Source organism: Aequorivita sp. KMM 9714 (assembly GCF_011065475.1).
GTDB lineage: Bacteria > Bacteroidota > Bacteroidia > Flavobacteriales > Flavobacteriaceae > Aequorivita > Aequorivita sinensis.
In genome coordinates this window covers 1,259,922-1,280,239 of sequence record NZ_JAAGRO010000001.1, presented here as the reverse complement: position 1 = coordinate 1,280,239, position 20,318 = coordinate 1,259,922, and the positions used below count along the sequence as shown (strand labels likewise).

Annotated in this window: 20 protein-coding genes; 15 read left to right on the top strand and 5 right to left on the bottom strand. The window is 33.5% G+C overall.

The window, feature by feature from the left end:
• The first annotated feature begins 85 nt into the window (after positions 1–85).
• The 5 genes from G3A46_RS05750 (at position 86) to G3A46_RS05730 (ending at position 5,655) form a co-directional block, all read left to right on the top strand.
• Positions 86–562, top strand: a complete 477-nt coding sequence (locus G3A46_RS05750) for a DUF4199 domain-containing protein (RefSeq protein WP_165147320.1) — start codon at positions 86–88, stop codon at positions 560–562.
• Positions 563–651: 89 nt separating this feature from the next.
• A complete protein-coding gene (locus G3A46_RS05745; RefSeq protein ID WP_165147317.1) occupies positions 652–2,154 on the top strand; it encodes a helix-turn-helix domain-containing protein in 1,503 nt (500 codons plus the stop codon).
• A complete protein-coding gene (locus G3A46_RS05740; protein ID WP_165147314.1) occupies positions 2,151–3,281 on the top strand; it encodes a tetratricopeptide repeat protein in 1,131 nt (376 codons plus the stop codon). The genes G3A46_RS05745 and G3A46_RS05740 overlap by 4 nt, the downstream gene beginning before the upstream one ends.
• Positions 3,282–3,446: 165 nt before the next feature.
• Positions 3,447–4,733 carry a T9SS type A sorting domain-containing protein gene (locus G3A46_RS05735; RefSeq protein ID WP_165147311.1) on the top strand — a complete coding sequence of 429 codons (1,287 nt, stop codon included), beginning with the start codon at positions 3,447–3,449 and terminating at the stop codon, positions 4,731–4,733.
• A 388-nt stretch (positions 4,734–5,121) separates the two neighbouring features.
• The gene (locus tag G3A46_RS05730; RefSeq protein ID WP_165147308.1) at positions 5,122–5,655 is read left to right on the top strand and encodes a DUF2383 domain-containing protein; all 534 of its coding nucleotides are present in this window, start codon (positions 5,122–5,124) and stop codon (positions 5,653–5,655) included.
• Positions 5,656–5,707: 52 nt separating this feature from the next.
• Here G3A46_RS05730 and G3A46_RS05725 read toward each other — a convergent pair whose 3' ends face one another.
• Positions 5,708–6,136 (bottom strand): organic hydroperoxide resistance protein, encoded by a 429-nt coding sequence (locus G3A46_RS05725; protein WP_165147306.1) that lies wholly within the window; start codon positions 6,134–6,136, stop codon positions 5,708–5,710.
• A 93-nt stretch (positions 6,137–6,229) separates the two neighbouring features.
• On the opposite strand from G3A46_RS05725, the gene meaB reads away from it, so the two are divergent.
• The gene (gene meaB, locus G3A46_RS05720; RefSeq protein ID WP_165147304.1) at positions 6,230–7,309 is read left to right on the top strand and encodes a methylmalonyl Co-A mutase-associated GTPase MeaB; all 1,080 of its coding nucleotides are present in this window, start codon (positions 6,230–6,232) and stop codon (positions 7,307–7,309) included.
• 2 nt (positions 7,310–7,311) lie between these two features.
• Here the strand turns inward: meaB and G3A46_RS05715 are convergent, their stop codons facing one another.
• Positions 7,312–8,253: an NAD-dependent epimerase/dehydratase family protein gene (locus G3A46_RS05715; protein WP_165147302.1), complete on the bottom strand. Its 942-nt coding sequence runs from the start codon at positions 8,251–8,253 to the stop codon at positions 7,312–7,314.
• 267 nt (positions 8,254–8,520) lie between these two features.
• Here G3A46_RS05715 and G3A46_RS05710 point away from each other — a divergent pair, with 267 nt between their 5' ends.
• From G3A46_RS05710 to G3A46_RS05700, 3 genes are read left to right on the top strand one after another with little or no spacing between them, the layout of a single operon-like run.
• Positions 8,521–9,231: a glycosyltransferase family 2 protein gene (locus G3A46_RS05710; protein ID WP_165147300.1), complete on the top strand. Its 711-nt coding sequence runs from the start codon at positions 8,521–8,523 to the stop codon at positions 9,229–9,231.
• Complete coding sequence (locus G3A46_RS05705; RefSeq protein WP_165147299.1) at positions 9,228–9,860, top strand: lipid-A-disaccharide synthase N-terminal domain-containing protein; 633 nt, start codon at positions 9,228–9,230, stop codon at positions 9,858–9,860. Before G3A46_RS05710 ends, G3A46_RS05705 begins: the two co-directional genes overlap by 4 nt.
• On the top strand, positions 9,850–11,496 hold the full coding sequence (locus tag G3A46_RS05700; RefSeq protein ID WP_165147297.1) for a glycosyltransferase family 39 protein: 1,647 nt from the start codon (positions 9,850–9,852) through the stop codon (positions 11,494–11,496). Before G3A46_RS05705 ends, G3A46_RS05700 begins: the two co-directional genes overlap by 11 nt.
• A gap of 89 nt (positions 11,497–11,585) precedes the next feature.
• Here the strand turns inward: G3A46_RS05700 and G3A46_RS05695 are convergent, their stop codons facing one another.
• From G3A46_RS05695 to G3A46_RS05685, 3 genes are all read right to left on the bottom strand, one after another.
• Entirely contained in the window at positions 11,586–12,152 is a 567-nt protein-coding gene (locus tag G3A46_RS05695; protein ID WP_165147295.1) for a phosphatase PAP2 family protein, read from the bottom strand.
• Positions 12,153–12,244: 92 nt separating this feature from the next.
• The gene (locus tag G3A46_RS05690; protein WP_139855090.1) at positions 12,245–12,475 is read right to left on the bottom strand and encodes a hypothetical protein; all 231 of its coding nucleotides are present in this window, start codon (positions 12,473–12,475) and stop codon (positions 12,245–12,247) included.
• A 68-nt stretch (positions 12,476–12,543) separates the two neighbouring features.
• Positions 12,544–13,923, bottom strand: a complete 1,380-nt coding sequence (locus G3A46_RS05685; RefSeq protein WP_165147293.1) for an MATE family efflux transporter — start codon at positions 13,921–13,923, stop codon at positions 12,544–12,546.
• A gap of 99 nt (positions 13,924–14,022) precedes the next feature.
• Between G3A46_RS05685 and G3A46_RS05680 the strand changes: the two genes are divergently transcribed.
• The 6 genes from G3A46_RS05680 to G3A46_RS05655 all read left to right on the top strand — a co-directional run bounded on the left by G3A46_RS05680 (position 14,023) and on the right by G3A46_RS05655 (position 20,304).
• Positions 14,023–15,861: an ABC transporter ATP-binding protein gene (locus tag G3A46_RS05680; protein ID WP_165147290.1), complete on the top strand. Its 1,839-nt coding sequence runs from the start codon at positions 14,023–14,025 to the stop codon at positions 15,859–15,861.
• A gap of 145 nt (positions 15,862–16,006) precedes the next feature.
• Complete coding sequence (locus tag G3A46_RS05675; RefSeq protein ID WP_165147287.1) at positions 16,007–17,161, top strand: DUF3095 family protein; 1,155 nt, start codon at positions 16,007–16,009, stop codon at positions 17,159–17,161.
• A 114-nt stretch (positions 17,162–17,275) separates the two neighbouring features.
• Complete coding sequence (locus G3A46_RS05670; protein ID WP_165147284.1) at positions 17,276–17,731, top strand: DUF1801 domain-containing protein; 456 nt, start codon at positions 17,276–17,278, stop codon at positions 17,729–17,731.
• Positions 17,732–17,803: 72 nt separating this feature from the next.
• Positions 17,804–18,544 (top strand): ATP-binding protein, encoded by a 741-nt coding sequence (locus tag G3A46_RS05665; RefSeq protein WP_165147281.1) that lies wholly within the window; start codon positions 17,804–17,806, stop codon positions 18,542–18,544.
• A gap of 59 nt (positions 18,545–18,603) precedes the next feature.
• Entirely contained in the window at positions 18,604–19,449 is an 846-nt protein-coding gene (gene rlmF, locus G3A46_RS05660) for a 23S rRNA (adenine(1618)-N(6))-methyltransferase RlmF (protein ID WP_165147278.1), read from the top strand.
• Between the two features lie 27 nt (positions 19,450–19,476).
• A complete protein-coding gene (locus G3A46_RS05655; protein WP_206735958.1) occupies positions 19,477–20,304 on the top strand; it encodes a DUF1853 family protein in 828 nt (275 codons plus the stop codon).
• Positions 20,305–20,318 lie beyond the last annotated feature (14 nt).

The following is a 20,318-nucleotide window of genomic DNA, read 5'->3' as shown; positions in this document are numbered from 1 at the left end:
ATCATTAAATCCCGAAACTATTCTTTTCGGGATTTTTTATGTCTAAAAAAACTATCTTTAGTTGAATTTTCTCAAAGTAAGAGTGATGAAAAAAATTTATATAGAAATAAAATGGGCTTTTATTTATAGCATCACGCTTTTAGCTTGGATGCTTTTAGAAAATACACTTGGCTGGCATCAAGAAAAAATTGCCGATCAATGGTGGTTGACTTTATTATTTATTCCTTTCGCAGTTTTTATTTATTTATTATCAACCAGAGAAAAAAGAAGAAGGGTTTACGATAGAAAGATGACTTGGCCTCAAGCATTTCTTTCAGGAGCAATTTTAAGTGTTTTTATAGCTCTCCTCACTCCTATTAGCAGTTATATTATAAGCAATTACATTACTCCTGAGTTATTTTTTAATGCTATGGATTACTCCACAAAAAATGTAGGTATGACGCAATCGGATGCAAATGAGTACGTTCTACTTACTACTTATTTATGGCAGTCTCCCGTTGGAGCTTTAGCTTTTGGATTAGCAACTGCAGCAATTGTAGCATTTTTTGTTAGAAAGAAGTAAAAGCGATTGTCTTTGAAAATGGTAACTTTGACGCAAACTAGTCCTAATAGGCTATTTTCTATTTTATGCGATTTTTATTCACCTTTTTAATGGCTTTTTTTATTTCTGCTGCGACCCATGCTCAGGAAAATATTGCCATTAATGATTTACTAAATGAAGCAAATGCTTCTACGTATTCTCATCCTGAACAGGCAGGAAAAATTGCTTCGTATATAGTTTCCCAAAATGAAAGCGATAAAATTCACGCACAAGCTAAATTAATACTTGCTAAGAGCTATTACGTTCGTGGAATCTACAACACAGCAATAAAAAATGCTTTGGAAGCTAAAGTTCTTGCTCAAAAAACTAACGATGACATTATTAAGTATGAAACTTTAGTTTTCGCCATAAAATTGCTGCGAATCTTAGATTTGGAAACTGTTGCTAAAAAATATACAAACGAACTAATTGCCTTAAAAAAGCAAACAAAAGATAATGAGCTTATCTTAAAAATTGATGGAAAGTTAAAACAAGACCATGCTCTTTTACTTCTAAAAAGTGGCAAGTATTTGGAAGCTGATAAAAGCTTAAAAAACGCAGCATCTTTGATTTCTAAAACTGAAGATAGTATTTCAAAAAATGAAATTAAAATTGCAAAGTTTGATTTGCTACTAAAAAGTGAAAAACTACAGCCAAATGATATAGCTTCAAAAGATTTTGAAACAATAAGCACTTCCGATTTTGAAAAGATACAAGTCTTAGATATTATTGGAAGACAATATTTTCACGAACAGGAATACCAAAAAGCTATTACAAGTTTTGAAGATGCTTTAGCGCTTTCTATTAACCTCCCTAATATTCAATTCAAAAATAAAAGTTTAGAAGGCTTATCTCTAAGCTATTTAGCTCTAGAAGACACAGATAATTTCTTTAAATACAAACAGCAATCAAATTTGGTTTCAACACAAATTGTAACAGATAAAAATCTAGCTACCAATACAGTCTTTAATTTTATAAATTCATATTTAAATGAAATTTCAGAAAGTAAAATTCATCAATCTTATACTTCAATTTACGTTTTAGGTGGTGTATTAATTCTAATGATTTTAATCGGTGTTAGTATAAACTATATGTACACCTCAAAAGCGAAAGAATATTTAACGATTTATAAATATATTTCTCCTAAACAAACTGTTGAAAAACCTCAACCTAAAGTTGAGAACATTGATAAAAGTTCTATTATCCCAGTAGAAACAGAGCAAATGCTTCTTCAAAAGCTCTCTAAGTTTGAAATGGGGAAAAAGTTTACTAAACAAGATATGAGTATTGCATTATTAGCTTCTCAATTTGATACAAATACTAAATATCTCTCAGAAGTGATTAATAGACATAAAGGAAAAAACTTTAATGGATACATCAACGAACTTCGCATCAATTACATCATAGAAAAGCTTAAAACAGATCCAGTTTATTTCAACTATAAAATAAGCTATCTAGCCGAAGAATGTGGTTTTTCATCACATAGCAGTTTTACTACCGTTTTTAAATCGGTTACGGGTATTTCTCCTACCAAGTTTATGAATTACCTACAACATCAAAAAGAGTCGGCATGAGAATAGAAGGTTTTTTAAAAGTCGTTTTGTGTTTTCTTCTGTTGTTATCAGGAGTGAATTCTGCTGCTCAAAAAGATTTAGATAGTAGTATTACTGCCTCAAAGAATAAAATATTTGAAGATCCAAATAAAGCTATTTCAATTGGGAATGAAATATATCTAAAAGCAACACAGCCGGAAACTAAGGTTAACGCCTTAATGCTTATAAGCAACGCTTACCTTTCTAAAAGAGATAATTTAAAATCGCTAGAATACGCTTTAAAAACCCGTGAATTTTTAAATGAAATAAGCAGCATTAGAACACGTATAAACGTGTTAAATACAATAGGGATGCAACATCAGCAACTTCGTATATACGACAAGTCTATTGAGTATCTAGATGAGGCACTACAATTGTCTAAACAAATTACTAATCCAGATAGCCTTTCTTCTTTATTGGGATACAACTACACTATTCGCGGCTTTATTTATCGTGAACAGATGAGCTGTGAAATTGCCTTAAACTATTTTGACAAAGCATTTAATGAGTTCGAAAAAAAATCTGAAGACAAAACAATGATTGCTAATTTGAGTACAATCACTTACAACAAAGGCAACTGTTTTCTTCAGCTTTCACAAGTTGATTCGGCTCGAGTTAATTTCAATAAATCCATATTCTTCGCAGAAGAGGTTGGCGCAAAAAGTTTATATGCTTTTGCTAAAAAAGGTTTAAGTGAAGTTTACACTATTGAAGGAAAATATACCAAAGCCATAAAAGAATTAAAAGAAGCTGAGGAAGCTTCAAGTAATGTTGGCGATTTAATTTTAAATCAAGGTATCTATAAAAACTTATCCGATAATTATCTCGCAATAAACGATCATAAATTTTACAATTTATATTTCAAAAAATATTCAGAAGTACAAAAACGAATTAGTGAAAAAGAACAAACAACTATTAACTCTTCAATAAATAATCTAATTGAAGAAAGTTCCTCAGCCACTGAAAAAACACTTTCAAATCTAAATATTGCTTGGTGGGTATTAATGGTATTAATATTAATCTCAGTTCTAATTTTTGGAAGTTTCGGTATTAAAAATCATAAAAAATATAAAGAAGCCAAGGAAAAATTAGAAACTTTGAAGGCATAGTCTATCAAATCCTATTTTGGCGTTTAACACCTGTAAATTAGTTTATTAAAGAGGTTTTATCCTTTCAAATTTCGTGAATTTAAAAAGGACTACCCTTTTATTAATGTAATTAATAACCTACTTTCGACATCGTTAAACTAAATCTAATTTATCTAAAATTTAAGAATGAAAAAAAATACTTTTTTAATCAAAAGTTTGTTTTTAGGAGCTGCACTTTTTTTTGCCTCTAATGCGCAAGCGCAAGTAGAATTAAAAATACTTACCGAAATGGGTACTCGTTTTAGCGACGTAAACGATAACGGTCAAGGTGTAACAACTGCACAGTATTATGATTTTGCAACAGGTACATTAACACCTATGGAATATGATGCATTGATGCTATCTTCTATTAATAACGATGGAAATGTTGCTGGAATTATAGACATCAACAACTATATGGAAGCTGGCTATAGAATCAATGGAGAGTGGAAAGGCGTTGGCTTTACAACGCAACAAGATCCATCAAACGACCAAAATTTCCCTTATGGAATTTCTGATAATAGTAGATATATAACTGGACAAGGAAACTTTGGCTTAAATTATGGAGGTTTTCTTTTCGACACTCAAACTGAAGAATTAGTTATTAGATTAGACCCTCAAGGTGAAGCAGGAGCTTCTTATGGAGTAAATGACAACGGAATTATGGTTGGATGGGTTGATCGTCCTGACGGAGGTGGAACTTTACGCGTACCAGCTTATATTACATCAGATGGTGAATTCCACACTATTCCTGAAAATCAATCACCAGCAGAATCATGGGATAATTCAATTTTTGGAATTAACAATAATAACGTAATGGTAGGTAGTTTTGACCTAGAACCATTTATCTACGATTTAACAACAAATACTTTTACAAGTTTTGATATCCCTCAAGGCGCATTTAGTGCATCTTTTTCTACAATTTCTGATAATGGAGTTGCAGTAGGATATGCCGAAGTTGATTTTCAAATAAGAGATGCTATTGTTTATCACCCTACATTTGGTGATCAACCAGTATTTTTAAAAGATATTTTAGCAGACCACGGTATTACAGTAGATACATCTGATGGTTATTTAGGAACTGCCATCTCAGTATCTTCTAATGGAAAGTATATCGCAGGATGGTTAAACGGCCCACCAATGTATTCTCAAGGTTGGATGGTAAATCTTGACGACTTAATACTAGGAACAGCTACACTAGAAACTACAACTGTTTCTTACTACCCTAACCCAGTGAAAGATGTCTTAAACTTAAGTACTAAGGAAGCGATTAACTCGATTGCTGTTTACAATGTAACAGGTCAAAAAGTTTCTAACGTAAATGTAAACGAAAACAATACTCAAGTAGATTTCTCAAATCTTGCATCTGGTGTTTACTTGGTAGAAGTAAAAAGTAATGGAAGTGTAGAAAACTTAAAAGTAGTTAAAGAATAATTAGACTCCCCCTCTAGTTTTTATTAACCATAAGCCTCTTTTTAAATTTTAAAAAGAGGCTTTTTTATTTCCCTTTTTAAAATACACTCTTATTGTAATAAAAACTCACTACATATGGCATCTTTTTTGGTATATCTAATTCAATAAAAAGCCTTTAGCAGAATATCTTTGAAATAGCAATAAATCGAATAATTTGTTTTTTTGATAAAATTTGAATCAAAATTTACACAAAAAATAAGATATCCTCAATGCGCCTAACAGACACTCACAAAAAACGTTAAAATCATTGAGTTTTTTATAATAAAAATAAGATAATATTACAAAACATTTAAGATATAAAATTTCAAATACCGCTTATTTATATTAACTTTGATAAAATCGAAAAAATATGAAACAGAAATACGCAGACTTCGATAAACTTAACCGTTTACTGGTGGCATGCTTTGAAGCAGAAAAATTGTATTACAATGCTGCTCAAGATGCTCAAACTACGGAATTAAAGCGGTTTTTGAACTATATGGCTGTTGAGAGAAACAGGATGAGCCATGATATCAGCAACGAACTTCACTCCCGTGATATCGAACCTTTGAAAGAAGATTCTAACAAGGGTAATTTAGACCGTACTTGGCAAGAAATAAAAGAAGCTCTAGAAAATTTTGATGCTGAATCAATTGTAAACTCTTGTATTAGCCGAGATCGTAATAACATTAAACGATACGACGAACTTTTAGAACGAAGAGAATTACCAGATGGTATTCTTGAGTTACTTGAAAAACACAAGTATCAATTAGAATGGTATATAAAACAAGCTAAACAACACACAAAGAAATGTCCTTTTATTGAAGGTAAAAAAGAAGAACAGCCTCAAGACGAGAATAAAGGAAAAAATGACGGTAAAGTCATTAATCTTAAAGCAATGTAAAAAAAAAAAGCCCTGAAAATCAGGGCTTTTTTTTATTGTTAAAATCTTGTTCTTATTCGTCTAACAACAAATTCAAAGTTACAGTAATATTATCACGAGTTGCTCTAGAATAAGGACATACTTCGTGAGCTTTATTCACTAAGTCTTCTCCCGTCTTAACATCCACACCTGGTATATAACAATCTAAAGTAGCTTTTAGCTGAAGGTTGTCTTCTTTTGTCATACCAATTTCAATATTTGCAGTTACGCTCACATCTCCATCAAGTTTTACTTTCTCTCTCTCAGCTACTAATTGTAATGCTCCACCAAAGCAAGCTGCATAAGCACTTCCAAATAGCTGCTCAGGGTTAGTTCCTTTTCCACCGTCGCCACCTAGACCTTTAGGAGTTGAAAGTTCTAAATCTATCTTTTTATCTTCTGAGGATACGTGACCTTTTCTTCCTCCTACTGCTGTAGATGAGGCTTCATATAACTTTTTCATTTCTTTGTATTTTTATTAATATTAAATTCCAATATACTATGTTAAACCCGTTTTTAAAAAAACATATTCATAAATTTGTGCTAAATTCACAATGTGGCTAAAAAGATAAAAAATACAAGTGCTTTAAAAGAGAAAGAAGGCGTTCCACAACCTAATACGTTGAATATGGAGGTTGTAAATAAACTTCGTGCTCGAAAAAAGAAAGAATTAACTGTTGAGGGTTTGGTTTCAGGAATTTTAAATGGAAATCAAACTGCCTTAAGCCAAGCAATTACTATAATTGAAAGCAAGGCTGCAAAACACCAACTTCTGGCTAAAACGCTAATTGAAAAGTGTTTACCTCACGCAAATAAATCTATCCGTATTGGGATTACAGGAGTTCCAGGGGTAGGGAAAAGCACATTTATTGAAAGTTTTGGAAAGTTATTAATTTCCAAAGGCAAAAGAGTTGCAGCACTTACGGTAGATCCTAGTAGCAGTATTAGCAAAGGAAGTATTCTAGGTGATAAAACCCGAATGGAAGAATTGGTTAAAGAGCCTAATGCCTTTATTAGACCTTCGGCAAGTGGAAGCACTTTAGGCGGTGTAGCGAGAAAAACGCGAGAAACAATTATTTTATGTGAAGCTGCAGGTTTTGATGTTATTTTAATTGAAACTGTTGGGGTTGGACAAAGTGAAACCGCCGTACACTCTATGACCGATTTTTTTCTATTGCTAAAACTCGCTGGTGCAGGTGATGAATTACAAGGAATAAAACGCGGTATTATGGAAATGGCAGATTCCATAGTGATTAATAAAGCTGATGGGGAAAATCTCAAGGCTGCCAAGATGGCTAAAAATGAATTTAACCGCGCCTTACACCTCTACCCTCCCAAAGAAAGCGGATGGAATCCAAAAACTCTTTTGTCTAGCGCATTGAATAACGAAGGTATTGAGGAAATCTGGGAAGTTGTTTCTAACTATTTCGAAAAAACTCAGGAAAACGGATATTTTCAACATAAAAGAAAAGAACAAAACAAGTTCTGGCTTATGCAAACTATTGAAAGTAGGTTGAAAAGTGATTTTTATGCTAGACCTTCAATTAAAATTGAATTAGAAAAGCAATTAATCGCTATTGATGAAAATAGAACAACCCCTTTTGAGGCTGCTGAAAAGTTATTAAATCTAAAATAATCTTACTTAAAATTCTTTTTAAACCATTCAACTTGGGCTTCTAAGCCTTTGCGTAAATTTGTTTGTGGATTGTAATCTAATAAATTTCTTGCCTTATCAATATTAGCCTTAGTTCTCGATTGATCCCCTGCACGAGGTGGTTTCTTTTCAAAATTTATTTTTTCTTGAAGAATATCTTCAACCGTTGAAATTCCTTCAGTAGTTGTGCTTTCTGTTTCAGTTCCTAAATTGAAAATCTCCCCATTACAAATATCTTCTTTACCGATAACGCTTATAATTCCGTCAACAATGTCTTGCACATAAGTAAAACTACGAAGATGTTTTTCACTCCCATCAAATAGAGGAAACGGTTTATTATTTAAAGCACAATCTATTAACCTTGTGTAAAGTTTATCAGGTCTTTCGCGAGGTCCATATACCGAAAATAATCTTAGAGAAGTTGCTTGTAATTTCTTTTCACGGCTTTTTGCCAAAGCTAATTGCTCCGCAGCTAATTTTGTAACACCATACCAAGATGCAGGTTTTGCTGTAGTTGTTTCAGGAAAGGTAGCTTCAAGTCCGTATATTGATGAAGTAGCAATATTTACAAAAAAAGGTTTTTGTGGTAAGCTTTCAGTAAATTCTAATAAGCGTTGAGTTGCTAAAATGTTATTACTAAAATAATCTTCGAAAGTGGAAGTATTTGATATGCCTGGATGTGCAGCAAAATGAAATATATAATCTAAGTTTTCAGGAATTTTACTGCTTAAATCATCAGTTCGTAGGTCTAGTTTTAGAACTTCAATATTTTTTTCGGCTAAGGCTTTTGCATTTAACTCTTTTAACTGCGTATCGTAATAAGGTGAAAAATTATCAACTCCAATTACATCATGACCCACAGCTTTCAATCTTTCTGCAGTATGTGAACCTATAAACCCGGCAGCTCCCGTAACAAGTATTTTCATTTATTTAATTTTCAATCAAGACTGAAGAAAATCACAAACCAAAACAAGTAAAAATATTTAAATCTCTCCTTACTGCTCTAAAGGCTTGTTTACATTTTTCTTTTCCTTGCAAAATAACATCTTTTTAAACAAACACTTTTACCTTTCGCAACTTTACTTTCATTAAACAAAGTAATATTTTGACTATGTTCGGTATTCATCGACTAATAAACCTATAAACTTCTCAACTAAAAACTTACATTTGCAGAAATCTTTTCAATTTATTGCATGTACGAATTTACAATCATTGTACCCGTTTATAACGAGGAAGAAAACTTAGAAAGAGTTGAAAAGGAACTATTAGCATATACCAAAATCGCTTCTAAAAAAACATCTATACTGTTTGTTAACGATGGTTCTAGTGATAATAGTCAAGCTTTAATTGAAGCTATATGTAAAAGGAATGAAGCTTTTAATTTTATTTCTTTTAAAGATAATCGAGGGTTAAGCGCAGCAATTAAAGCTGGATTTGACACTGTTGAAAGTCCATTAGTGGGTTATATTGACAGTGATTTACAAACCGACCCAGAAGATTTCAACCTACTTCTAAAACACATTGATGAGTACGATCTTGTTACTGGAGTTCGTGCCGATAGAAAAGACAAGTTTGTAAAAAACATGTCGTCTAAAATTGCAAACGGCATCCGTCGCACATTTACTCATGATGGAATGGACGATACAGGGTGTCCTCTAAAAGTTATAAAAACAGACTACGCCAAACGTATTCCTATGTTTAAAGGGCTTCATCGTTTTTTACCTGCAATGATTTTATTGCAAAACGGAAAAATTATCCAAGTACCTGTTAAGCATTTCCCTAGAATGGCGGGTACAGCAAAATTCGGGCTATGGAATCGTTTGATTGGGCCTTTAATGGATTGTTTTGCATACTTATGGATGAAAAAGAAGTACATCAATTACGAGATTAAAAGTAAAGGATGAGTAGCTGGCTTATTTATAGCATTGGTTTTTTAGCTCAGATTCTTTTTAGCGGAAGACTACTACTTCAATGGATTCTTTCTGAAAAAAGCAAACGAATTATAACTCCTTCTACATTTTGGAAGCTTAGTTTATTCGCTTCATTTTTACTTTTTGTTTACGGATATCTAAGAGACGACTTCGCAATAATGTTAGGGCAAGCGCTCACTTATTACATCTATATTCGAAATTTACAACTACAAGGGGAATGGCAGAAATCGCCTAAACTACTGCAAATATTTCTAATTATATTTCCGGTGCTTATTGTAATATTCGCTTATAACAACGGCGAATACGACCTCAATAAGCTTTTTAACAATCAAGAAATTCCTTTTTGGTTATTACTTCTAGGAATAGTTTCACAGGTTTTATTTACCCTCCGATTTGTTTATCAATGGATGGTTTCCGAAAAATTGAAAGAATCTTTACTACCTGTAGGCTTTTGGAGAATGAGTGTTGTTGGGGCTTCATTGATCTTAACTTATGCTATATTTAGAAAGGATCCTGTGTTATTTGTTGGGCATATAGCTGGATTGGTAATTTATGTTCGAAATATTTTCATTTGGAAAAAACAAGTTGATAATGAAAATTGAAAGAAATTATTTAGTGCTTCTTATAATTACTTGCGCAGCCATTTTCTTTGTAAATTTAGGCTCTTTGCCTGTAAATATAATGGAAGCTCGCAACTTCATTACAGCACGTGAAATGCTTACCGATGGCAATTGGCTGCTAACTACAATAAACGGAGAGCCACGTTATCAAAAACCTCCATTACCCACTTGGTTAACGGCTTTTTCTGCAGCGATTTTCGGAATAAAATCAGTTTGGGCTTTACGTCTTCCCGCAGCCATAATGTCGCTTATTTTAGTCTTAATCTCATACAAATTTGCACAAAAACTTACATCTGAAAAGCTGTATTCTTTTATCAGCTCGCTTGTTATGGCGACTTCATTTTATATAGTGGCATCTGCACGTGACGGCCAATGGGATATTTACACACACGGATTTATGATGTTGTGTATTTATATGCTGTATCTCTTTTTTACTGAAGACTTAACTAGGCATAGTGTAGGAAATCACAAATATCGAAATGCACTTTTAGCAGGACTGTTTTTCGGATTTTCATTTTTAAGCAAAGGCCCCGTTTCATTTTATGCGTTACTTCTACCCTTTCTAATTTCGTTTGGGATAGTTTATAAGTTTAGAGATTTAAAATCAAGATGGCTTGCTTTATTACTATTTATTGTAGTTGCAGCCATTGTTTCTAGTTGGTGGCACTGGTACACCCTTACTTTTGATCCTGTAGCAATAGAAATCACCAAAAAAGAAACTACCAACTGGATTAGTTACGAAATAAAACCGTTTTATTACTATTGGAGCTTTTTTACACAAAGTGGAGTTTGGACTATCCCAGCGTTTGTAGCATTACTCTATCCTTATTTAAAAAATCGCGTATTCAATAAAAAAGCTTATCTCTTTACTTTTCTTTGGACAATGATTTCGGTAGTCTTACTGTCTTTAATTCCAGAAAAAAAATCTAGATACTTATTGCCCGTTCTTATTCCAATGGCGCTAAACACTGGATTTTATATTGAATATCTTTTCAGAAGGTTTAAAGAATTAACTGATAAAAAAGAAACAATTCCAGTTTATTTTAACTTCGGACTTATTGCTTCAATAGGAATAATTTTTCCTATTGGCGGATATATATTTTTGAAAGATGGTCTTGAAGGGAACTGGCTTTGGTTTGTGCTCCTTTCAATAACTCTTTTGATAATTGGAGTTTTTATGTTCCGAAACCTCTTCAGAAGAAAAATATCAAATGTATTTTATTTAACCATTGCATTTATTGTTACAGTTATTTGGTTTGGACTACCGCTAAGTAATGCTATTACAAACAATCCTGAATACAAATCATTTTCAGAATTGAATGCTTTTGGTAAAACTGAAGGATTAAGTATTTATGAGTTTTCTGATATGACTCCGGAGCTTATTTGGGATTACGGTGAAAAGATGACGATTTTAAAAGCAGATGAGAATGTTATCATTCCAGAAGAAAGCAAGTTTGGTGTTATGGTTTCTGAAAACAACATAGAAAACTTCAATAATACTTTTGCTGATTACCACAAAGAACTTGTAGAGCGATACGATATGAATCCAAAAGGTTCCGACAGCCGCACTCACAAAAACAGATTGTATAGAGATTTGTTTATTGTATCGAAAAAATGACGAATTAAAACCTGTCAGGTTTACAAAAGTTGAAGAATTAAATTTTCGTTGTGAAAAAGAGGTTTCGACTGGGCTAAACCTAACATCTTTTATGTATTAAATTTTCGTTGTCCCCATTGCTGCAACAAATAAAAGCCCCAGCCTAATAAGCCACCAATGGCCATTCCTGTAATAACATCTAAAGGATAGTGAACGCCTAGGTAAATTCGGCTGTATCCTGTCATAATTGCCCATATTAAAAGAAGAAAAGGCAAGTGTTTATACCATTTTTGAAGACTCAATCCTAGAAATACGGCTGCTGCCATTGAACTAGCTGCGTGTGCTGAAAAGTATCCATATCTTCCACAACCGTCCGCAACGTAGCGCATAGTTTCTTTAAGCTCGGCTACTTGGCAAGGTCTAGGACGTTTAATTCCGTATTTAAAAAGATTGGCTAGTTGGTCTGTTGCAGTAATCATTAAGGCTACACTCACAACAATTACAAGCATTCCCTTTAATCCGTAATGTTTATATATTAAATAAAGCAAAACAGCGTACAAAGGAATAGACGACCATTTTTCAGTTACAAAACGCCAAAATCCGTCCCAAGAGGTATTTCCTAGGTTATTCAGAAATAAAAATAGTTCGGTGTCGTATTCTAATAATTGGTCGAGCATTTTTTTGATTCTTTTGTAAAAATTCAGCTAATCGCTTTCACCACAGATGAAATAACAGTTTAATATTATTCGTGTGCCGCAGTAATAGCTAATTAATCTTCTTCGTACAAGGCAATCTCACGATCGTAAAAATCGGTAGCACCTTGGATTAAGTTTTCTGCTTCAGCTTCTAATTCTTTTTGATCTTCCTTGTCAAAATCTTCCAGCCATTCTACTTCATCATTTTCAAGGTTTATGATAAAACGAGGAAATTCTGTGTGAATCACAAAAATTGCATTTGGGTAATCGCTATTGTCGCCTAGTAAGTATTTTGGGAAATCCATTTTTAGTTATGAGTTTAGAGTTATGAGTTTTTTTAATCAGGATTCAGTTAAACATTATCCTACCATTATTATTTTGCAGCCAACCTAATTAATTTCTTCGAAAGATAGTTAAATCTGATGAATAACATAATTCCGCTAGCGCTTAGCCCAGCTAGTAGTCCTATCCAAATTCCCATACTTTCTAATGAAGTGTGCATACTTAAGTAATATGAAACTGGGAATCCAATAATCCAATAGGATATAAAGGTTAACACTGTAGGAATTTTCACATCTTGCATTCCGCGTAACGCTCCTAGAGCAACCACTTGTAGCGCATCAGTAAATTGGAAAATAGCAGCAATTATCAACAACTGCGAAGCTAATATTACTACTTCATTGTTATCGGCAAACTGTGCTAAATTATCGTAATCAAGGAATATTTTTGGTAAATCACCATTAAAAATTATAAAACCAGCTACGAATACTAATGATAAAATAGACGTTAGAAGGAAGATAGAAATGGCTACACGACGTAACTCTACATAGTTTTTTAAACCTTTCTGATTACCCACTCGTATCATTGCAGCTACACTAAATCCCATTGCCACCATAAAGGTCATAGATGCAAGATTTAGTGCAATCTGATTGGCAGCTTGTGGGTTTTTACCCAATATTCCCGAAAGCCAAACAGCAGAAGTGAAAATCCCCACCTCAAAAAACATTTGCATAGCCGAAGGAAAACCAAGGTTTAAAAGTTTCTTAATCATTGCTTTACTAAGGGTGAAAATCTTAATTTCAGTAACAAAGAAGCGCGACTTTTCTTTTCGACTTAGTAAATACCATAAAGAACCTACCAACACAACACGCGATGCCAAGGTGCCAATTGCAGCACCAACAACACCTAGCTCTGGTGCACCAAACTTTCCAAAAATAAACATATAGTTTAGTAAAATGTTTACCAAGTTTGCTATAATAGTAGCATACATTGGCAGTCGTGTCATCGACATTCCATCACTAAACTGTTTAAAAGCTTGAAATATAATCATTGGAACCAATGATGCAGCAACCAAAGTAAGATATGGCATAGCTAAATCCACAACCTCTGGGGGTTGTTTCATCATATACATCAAAGGTTTTGAGAACATCACTAAGGCAAATAAGGCAATCCCCAAAGCAATACACAAAAACAGTCCGTGCTTAAACGAGGATTTCCCTTTCTCTCTATTCCCTTCTCCATCAGCTTCAGCAACCAAAGGCGTTATGGCTGTAGAAAACCCAATGCCTAAGGACATTGCTACAAACATAAAACTATTTCCAAGTGAAACAGCAGCAAGTTCGGCACTCCCCAACTGCCCAACCATAATATTATCTACCAAGGCCACCACTTGATGCCCTAGCATACCCAAAATAACTGGGGTTGCCAGTTTGGTGTTGTATTTGAATTCGCGAGTATAATCTGAAAGCGCCAAAATTTAAATTTTGCGCAAAGATAGTAGTTGTGTAATTTAGAATAGCTTTGTATTTTAAAAATTATGAATTCATACTTCTTAATTAAGAATTAAAAAGAAATGGCAAGACGAATCCCAAAATCTATAACCGATAAAAAAGAAAAAACTAGCGTTAAAGACTCCTTCAAAGCACTAAAAACGATTCCTAGATTTTTTAGAGAAATATTTAAAAGTAGTCCGAAACTTTTCTTACTTAATATCTTCAGTAGGTTAATTAATGCTTTTACACCTGTAGTAATTCTTTGGGTAGGTAAAATGATTATTGATGAAATCATACTTCAAGTTTCGTTAGAGGATAAAGATTTTACTCAATTATGGAATTTGGTGCTTATTGAATTTGCCGTGGTAGTGCTTTCAGATTTGTTGGGTAGGTTGATAAATCTAACCGATGGACTTTTAGGAGACCTCTACTCCAACGATTCTTCCGAAAAGATTATCCGAAAAACTGCCGAACTAACTATTGCCCAACTAGAAGACCCTGAGTTTTACGACAAGCTAGAACGTGCTAGAACCCAAACCAACAGCAGAGTTGAATTAATGAGTAACGCTTTAGGACAGGCTGAAAGTGTAATTTCAATATTTTCATTAATAGCAGGATTGGTATATTTTGAACCTATATTAATTCTAATTCTTATACTCAGTATTATTCCATCTTTTATTAATGAAGCCAAATTTAGTAGTACTCGCTATTCACTTGCAAGAAGTTGGACTGCAGAAAGAAGAGAATTAGACTATTTACGATTTATTGGGGCTAACAACCAAACTGCTAAGGAAGTTAAACTTTTTGGACTCACTGATTTTATTGCAGAGCGATTTAAAAATCTTTCCAATGAATATTATCACCTCAACAAAAAACTTTCGTTGAAACAAAGTTTATACGGTTCGCTGTTTAACATTCTAGGGATATTGAGCTATTATGGCGCCTATATTTATATTATTTTAAGAGTACTTACTGGAGTTATTTCAATCGGGGAACTTACTTTCCTTTCTGGATCATTCAACAGATTGCGAAACAACCTACAAGGCTTTTTCTCACGATTCACTCGTATTTCTGAAAGCGCCCTATACCTTCAGGATTATTTCGATTTCTTAGATTTAAAAATCGAACAAACTTCCGAAGCAAAAACTCCTATTCCCGAAACCATTACCCAAGGTTTTCAAATAAACGATTTACATTTTGCTTATCCTGGTAGTAAAACTGAAGTGCTAAAAGGCGTTACTTTTACTATGAAGGCAGGAGAAAAAATGGCTTTTGTAGGACAAAATGGAGCTGGTAAAACAACACTTATAAAACTCTTCCTACGTTTTTATGAACCTACTCAAGGTGAAATATTATTAGATGGAATAAACATCAATAAGTTTGATGTTGACGAATACCGAAATCGTTTTGGGGTGATTTTCCAAGACTTTTTTAAATATGAATTTACCCTTCGTGAAAACATTGCTGTAGGGAACATATCCGAAATCGATAACGATGAAACAATTGGTTACGCGGCCAGTAAAAGTTTAGCAGAACAAGTTGTAAGCGAAATGGAAGACGGTTTAGAACAACGCCTTGGAAGACGTTTTTACCAAGGGCAAGAACTAAGCGGTGGACAATGGCAAAAAGTAGCCCTCGCCCGCGCCTATATGAAAGACGCCGATATTATGGTGCTAGATGAACCCACTAGTGCTCTTGATGCACAAGCAGAATACGATGTTTTTGAACGATTCATAGCACTTACCAAAGGAAAAACCAGTATTATTATCAGCCATCGTTTTAGCACGGTACGTATGGCTGACCGAATTTTGGTGTTGCAAAACGGACAAGTATTAGAGCTGGGCACTCACGAGGAGTTAATGGCAAACCCTAAATTGTACTCGGAGTTGTTTAAATTGCAGGCAGCGGGGTATCAGTAGGATATGAGAATGAAATCGAAATCGAAATCGAAATTGAAATTGAAATCGAAACCGAAGTTGAAGTTTGTAAGATAAAATGTAAATTGAAATCATAAAAAGCACCCAAAATAGTAATTAGCCACCTCAACAGAACCTCAAAGACTAGATGAACGATTTAAAATCCTATGCCAGATTAAAAAGTTCTAATAAATCGCTTATAGAACTATTGGCTAGTGAATCTAGTTTTTCTAATGTTCCTAGCACTTGGCAGGTGGTTGTTGTGGATATTCAAAACTCCACCCATGCTGTTAAGGAAGGCAAACACCATCAAATAAACTTGACCGCAACTGGAGCAATAATTTCAGTTTTGAACACGATTAGAAAAGAGGGAAAGAATGTAGAAATCCCATATTTTTTTGGAGGTGATGGCGCCACATTTATAGTACCCAAAGTACTTCTATCTAAAGTTACCTCAGTTTTAGAAAATTACAGACTACACATTAAACGCAAAACAAAGCTAATCCTTAGAGTTGGGTATATTTCAGTGGAAGAGTTAAACGATCAAAAAACCACAATAAAAATAGCCAAACACCGACTTACTGAACAATTAACAATTCCCATTGTTTTAGGAAACGGTTTAAAAAAAGCTGAGGAAATTATTAAAACTAATTTTGTAGAAAATAATGCTACAAGTTTTAAAAAAGACCTTCTCAATTTAGAAGGAATGGAATGCAGATGGAAAGAAATTAATCCGTCACAAACTAAAAATAAAGTTGTTTGTTTACTGTTGGATGCCACAGATGAAGCTACTCAAATTGAAGTCTATAGTGAAGTTCTATCCAAAATAGACTCGCTTTTTGGCACATTTAAAAACAGACAACCTATAAAATCTCAAAGTCTTAAATTGAATTATAGTATTTACAATATTTGGGAAGAAATGAAAATTAGTCTCGTCAATAAAAGTTGGATGTACTTGTTTAAAAATTGGTTTTCAACACTTATAGGAACACTATATTTAAGAATAACTTCCACTGGAAAACAATATTTACAGCAAATAAGTCAGTTGTCACACACTTTTATGCTCGACGGTATGATTAATACAATTTTTACTGGGGAACAAAGTAAAATAGACGCGTTTTTAGAATACTTAAATCAACTAGAAAAAGAAAAGAAAATCATTTTTGGCATTCATATAACCCACGCTTCCGTAATGTCGTGTTATGTTCTAGATAGAAAAACAAAACATTCCCATTTTGTGGATGGCACAGAAGGTGGTTACACTTCAGCGGCTAAAATGTTCAAAATGAAATTGAAGGGTTAAGGTGATTTTGTAAATCGAGATTTGATATCCATTTTACCTTTGTGATTCAACAAAATAATCCTGAAGTTTCAATAAAAACTTTAATTTTAGCCCAACACAATCAAAACTCTCATTATGCAATCTAAAGCTACCACAGCAGACCAATATATTTCTGAACTTCCTGAAGACCGTCAGGAGGTAATGAAAAAACTTAGAGAAACTGTAAAGTCTAATCTCCCTAAAGGTTTTGAAGAAACTATGCAATACGGAATGATTAGTTATGTTGTTCCGCATAGTATTTATCCAGATGGATACCACTGTAAACCCTCAGATGCTTTGCCTTTTTTAAGTATTGCTTCTCAAAAAAATCACATTGCATTTTACCATTCAGGAGTCTATGCAGATCCTGAGCTTTTAGATTGGTTTGTTAATGAATATCCAAATCACGCCAAAGGAAAATTAGACATGGGCAAAAGCTGTGTTCGATTTAAAAACCCTAAAAACATTCCTTTTGACCTCTTAGGTGAGCTTAGCTCAAAAATTACTGTTGAGCAATGGATTGAAAAATATGAAAGTGTTTTAAAGAAGTAGAAATTACTTCTTCGCAATCTGACGCTCATTTCAAAACCTTCGCTATTTTTGCATTCTCAAATAAAGAGGCAAATGGCTATATCAGACTATATTCTCAACTCAGATGAAACTACTATTGGATTAGATGAAATCCATTTGAGTGATTCTAATAAAAATGCTTTGAATCAGTTATTAAAAGAGTTTAAGCATTTGGATATTTTAAGCAAGTATAAACTTCCTGTTGATAATAAGATATTTCTTTTTGGTCATACAGGTTGTGGTAAAACGACTACTGCCAAAGCCATTGCACAAGCTTTAGGTAAAAAAATAATCATCTTAAATCTTGGAACTGTTGTCTCTTCCCGATTGGGCGAAACTGCCAAAAACATTACCGATGTTTTTAAAAAAGCTATGCGCGAAAAAGCGGTGTTGTTTTTGGATGAATTTGATTCCATCGGAAAACTTCGAGATCACGACGACAAGGATTCTTCAGAAATGAAACGCCTTGTAAATACCGTAATTCAGTTAATTGATGAAATGCCCAATGAAACCTTATTAATTGCTGCAACCAACCATCCTAAGGTGATTGATTCAGCTTTGCTAAGAAGGTTTCAATTAAGACTAGAGTATGTATTGCCAACCGACAAACAACTAGATAACTATTACGACACGCTGTTAAAACCTTTCCCTGAAGAATTTAGAAATATAAAACGCAGCTATAATATTTCGTATGCTGAAGCAAAAGACATAACCTTCAGCGCAGTAAAAAATGCCATTATAGCAAGTGAAGAGGCTAAGGAAAAAGCAGGGATTCGTGAAAATATAGAACAATAGGCTAACTAACGAGAGAACAGTATTGATTGTAGTATCTTTACAGTTCTAAAAAACTACTCGTGCATCCAAAAAACCCATTCAATAAAGACTATAATTTCAATAATCTTATAGCTAAACATCCCCCATTAAAGTCTTTCGTATTTGTAAACGAACACGGAAATCAAACAATTAAATTTGCCGACAGCCAAGCTGTAAAAGCACTAAACACTGCCTTACTTAAGGAACATTTTGGTATAAACTATTGGAATATTCCTGAAAATAATCTCTGCCCTCCAATTCCTGGGAGATTAGATTACCTATTGCACGTTGCAGATTTAGTATCAGAAAAAGACATTCATCTATTGGATATTGGTACTGGAGCAAATCTTATTTACCCTATTCTTGCAAGTACTCATTTTAATTGGAATTGTACAGCTAGCGAAGTGAACACAGATTCATTAAGCAATGCACAGGAAATAATCGATAAAAACGAAGCTTTAAAAAACATTGAACTTCGACATCAACAGTTCAAAAGCAATATTTTAGAACATATAATTCAGCCTACCGACGCTTTTGATGTTGTAGTTTGTAATCCACCTTTTTTCAAAAACCGAACAGATGCCGAAAAGAGCAACTTAAGAAAATTTGAAAATTTAAAACTCAGTGAGGATAAAACTCAAAATTTTGGCGGATTGAGTAACGAACTTTGGTACAAAGGTGGCGAAGAAGCATTTATCAAAAAAATGGCTGAAGAAAGTGTTCAGTTTAAAGATCAAGTACGTTGGTTTACCTCTATTGTTTCACAAAAAGAAAACCTAAAAAACATAAAACGCGCCATCAATAAAACGAAACCAACTGAAGTGAAAATTATAGAGATGGAGCAAGGCAATAAACAAAGCCGCTTCGTTGCTTGGACGTTTAAATAAATTACTTTTTTAAAACACTTTTATCTTTTGAATCCAAAAGTGCCAAATATTTTAAACTCATTCCTTAAAGCTCCCGTTTTAAAAATTAACTCGGAACAGTATCCTTTTTCTAATTTTGATTTTTTAGAGGAAAAAATTTCTGATAGTGAATTCAGTTTTCCAACAAATCTAGTTCTCGGTATGCAAGCCGAAGCCTGTTTTGAAGCAGTTTTAAGGATGTCTAAAAAATATGAATTGCTACTTGCAAACCTTCAAATTCATGCTTCGAATACTATCAATAACCAAAAAGAAACTTTAGGCGAACTAGATTATATTGTTAAGAATTTAGTTGCAAAGGAAGTCAGTCATATAGAATTAGCCTGCAAGTTCTATTTATACGATGAAAACAACGGCACTACAGAAGAAGAAAAATGGATTGGTCCGAATAGAAAAGATACTCTTTACGACAAATTGGAAAAGGTAAAACTTAAGCAATTCCCGTTACTTCATAATCCTGAAACCATTCAAAGGTTAGAAGACCTAAATGTTGAATTTCCTACATCGCAGAAATTATGCATAAAAGCATTTCTATTTCTTCCCAAGGAAATTAGCAGTGACTCATTCCCTAAAAATTACACTAGCTGTCTTGTTGGGCATTGGATAAAACACCAGGATTTTAAAAAGGAGGATAAAACTGCCAAGTACGCCATCCCGACAAAAAAAGAATGGCTCTTACCAATTGAAACTATTGAAGAATGGCATACTTTTTCAGAAATTGAGAAGCTGATAAATGAACAGATTCAAAATAAAAAGTCACCTTTAATCTATAAAAAAACGCCCCATACATTGGAGCGCTTCTTTGTGGTTTGGTGGTAGCTATTTTTTTTAAT

What these genes read in the sequence shown, in the direction of transcription:
- G3A46_RS05695 (WP_165147295.1), bottom strand. Translation starts at nt 12,152, where the DNA reads ATGCTCGACCAATTATTAGAATACGACACCGAACTATTTTTATTTCTG.
- G3A46_RS05750 (WP_165147320.1), top strand. Translation starts at nt 86, where the DNA reads ATGAAAAAAATTTATATAGAAATAAAATGGGCTTTTATTTATAGCATC.
- G3A46_RS05725 (WP_165147306.1), bottom strand. Translation starts at nt 6,136, where the DNA reads ATGAAAAAGTTATATGAAGCCTCATCTACAGCAGTAGGAGGAAGAAAA.
- G3A46_RS05745 (WP_165147317.1), top strand. Translation starts at nt 652, where the DNA reads ATGGCTTTTTTTATTTCTGCTGCGACCCATGCTCAGGAAAATATTGCC.
- G3A46_RS05715 (WP_165147302.1), bottom strand. Translation starts at nt 8,253, where the DNA reads ATGAAAATACTTGTTACGGGAGCTGCCGGGTTTATAGGTTCACATACT.
- G3A46_RS05700 (WP_165147297.1), top strand. Translation starts at nt 9,850, where the DNA reads ATGAAAATTGAAAGAAATTATTTAGTGCTTCTTATAATTACTTGCGCA.
- G3A46_RS05690 (WP_139855090.1), bottom strand. Translation starts at nt 12,475, where the DNA reads ATGGATTTCCCAAAATACTTACTAGGCGACAATAGCGATTACCCAAAT.
- G3A46_RS05705 (WP_165147299.1), top strand. Translation starts at nt 9,228, where the DNA reads ATGAGTAGCTGGCTTATTTATAGCATTGGTTTTTTAGCTCAGATTCTT.
- G3A46_RS05680 (WP_165147290.1), top strand. Translation starts at nt 14,023, where the DNA reads ATGGCAAGACGAATCCCAAAATCTATAACCGATAAAAAAGAAAAAACT.
- G3A46_RS05675 (WP_165147287.1), top strand. Translation starts at nt 16,007, where the DNA reads ATGAACGATTTAAAATCCTATGCCAGATTAAAAAGTTCTAATAAATCG.
- G3A46_RS05670 (WP_165147284.1), top strand. Translation starts at nt 17,276, where the DNA reads ATGCAATCTAAAGCTACCACAGCAGACCAATATATTTCTGAACTTCCT.
- G3A46_RS05710 (WP_165147300.1), top strand. Translation starts at nt 8,521, where the DNA reads ATGTACGAATTTACAATCATTGTACCCGTTTATAACGAGGAAGAAAAC.
- G3A46_RS05740 (WP_165147314.1), top strand. Translation starts at nt 2,151, where the DNA reads ATGAGAATAGAAGGTTTTTTAAAAGTCGTTTTGTGTTTTCTTCTGTTG.
- G3A46_RS05730 (WP_165147308.1), top strand. Translation starts at nt 5,122, where the DNA reads ATGAAACAGAAATACGCAGACTTCGATAAACTTAACCGTTTACTGGTG.
- G3A46_RS05665 (WP_165147281.1), top strand. Translation starts at nt 17,804, where the DNA reads ATGGCTATATCAGACTATATTCTCAACTCAGATGAAACTACTATTGGA.
- G3A46_RS05735 (WP_165147311.1), top strand. Translation starts at nt 3,447, where the DNA reads ATGAAAAAAAATACTTTTTTAATCAAAAGTTTGTTTTTAGGAGCTGCA.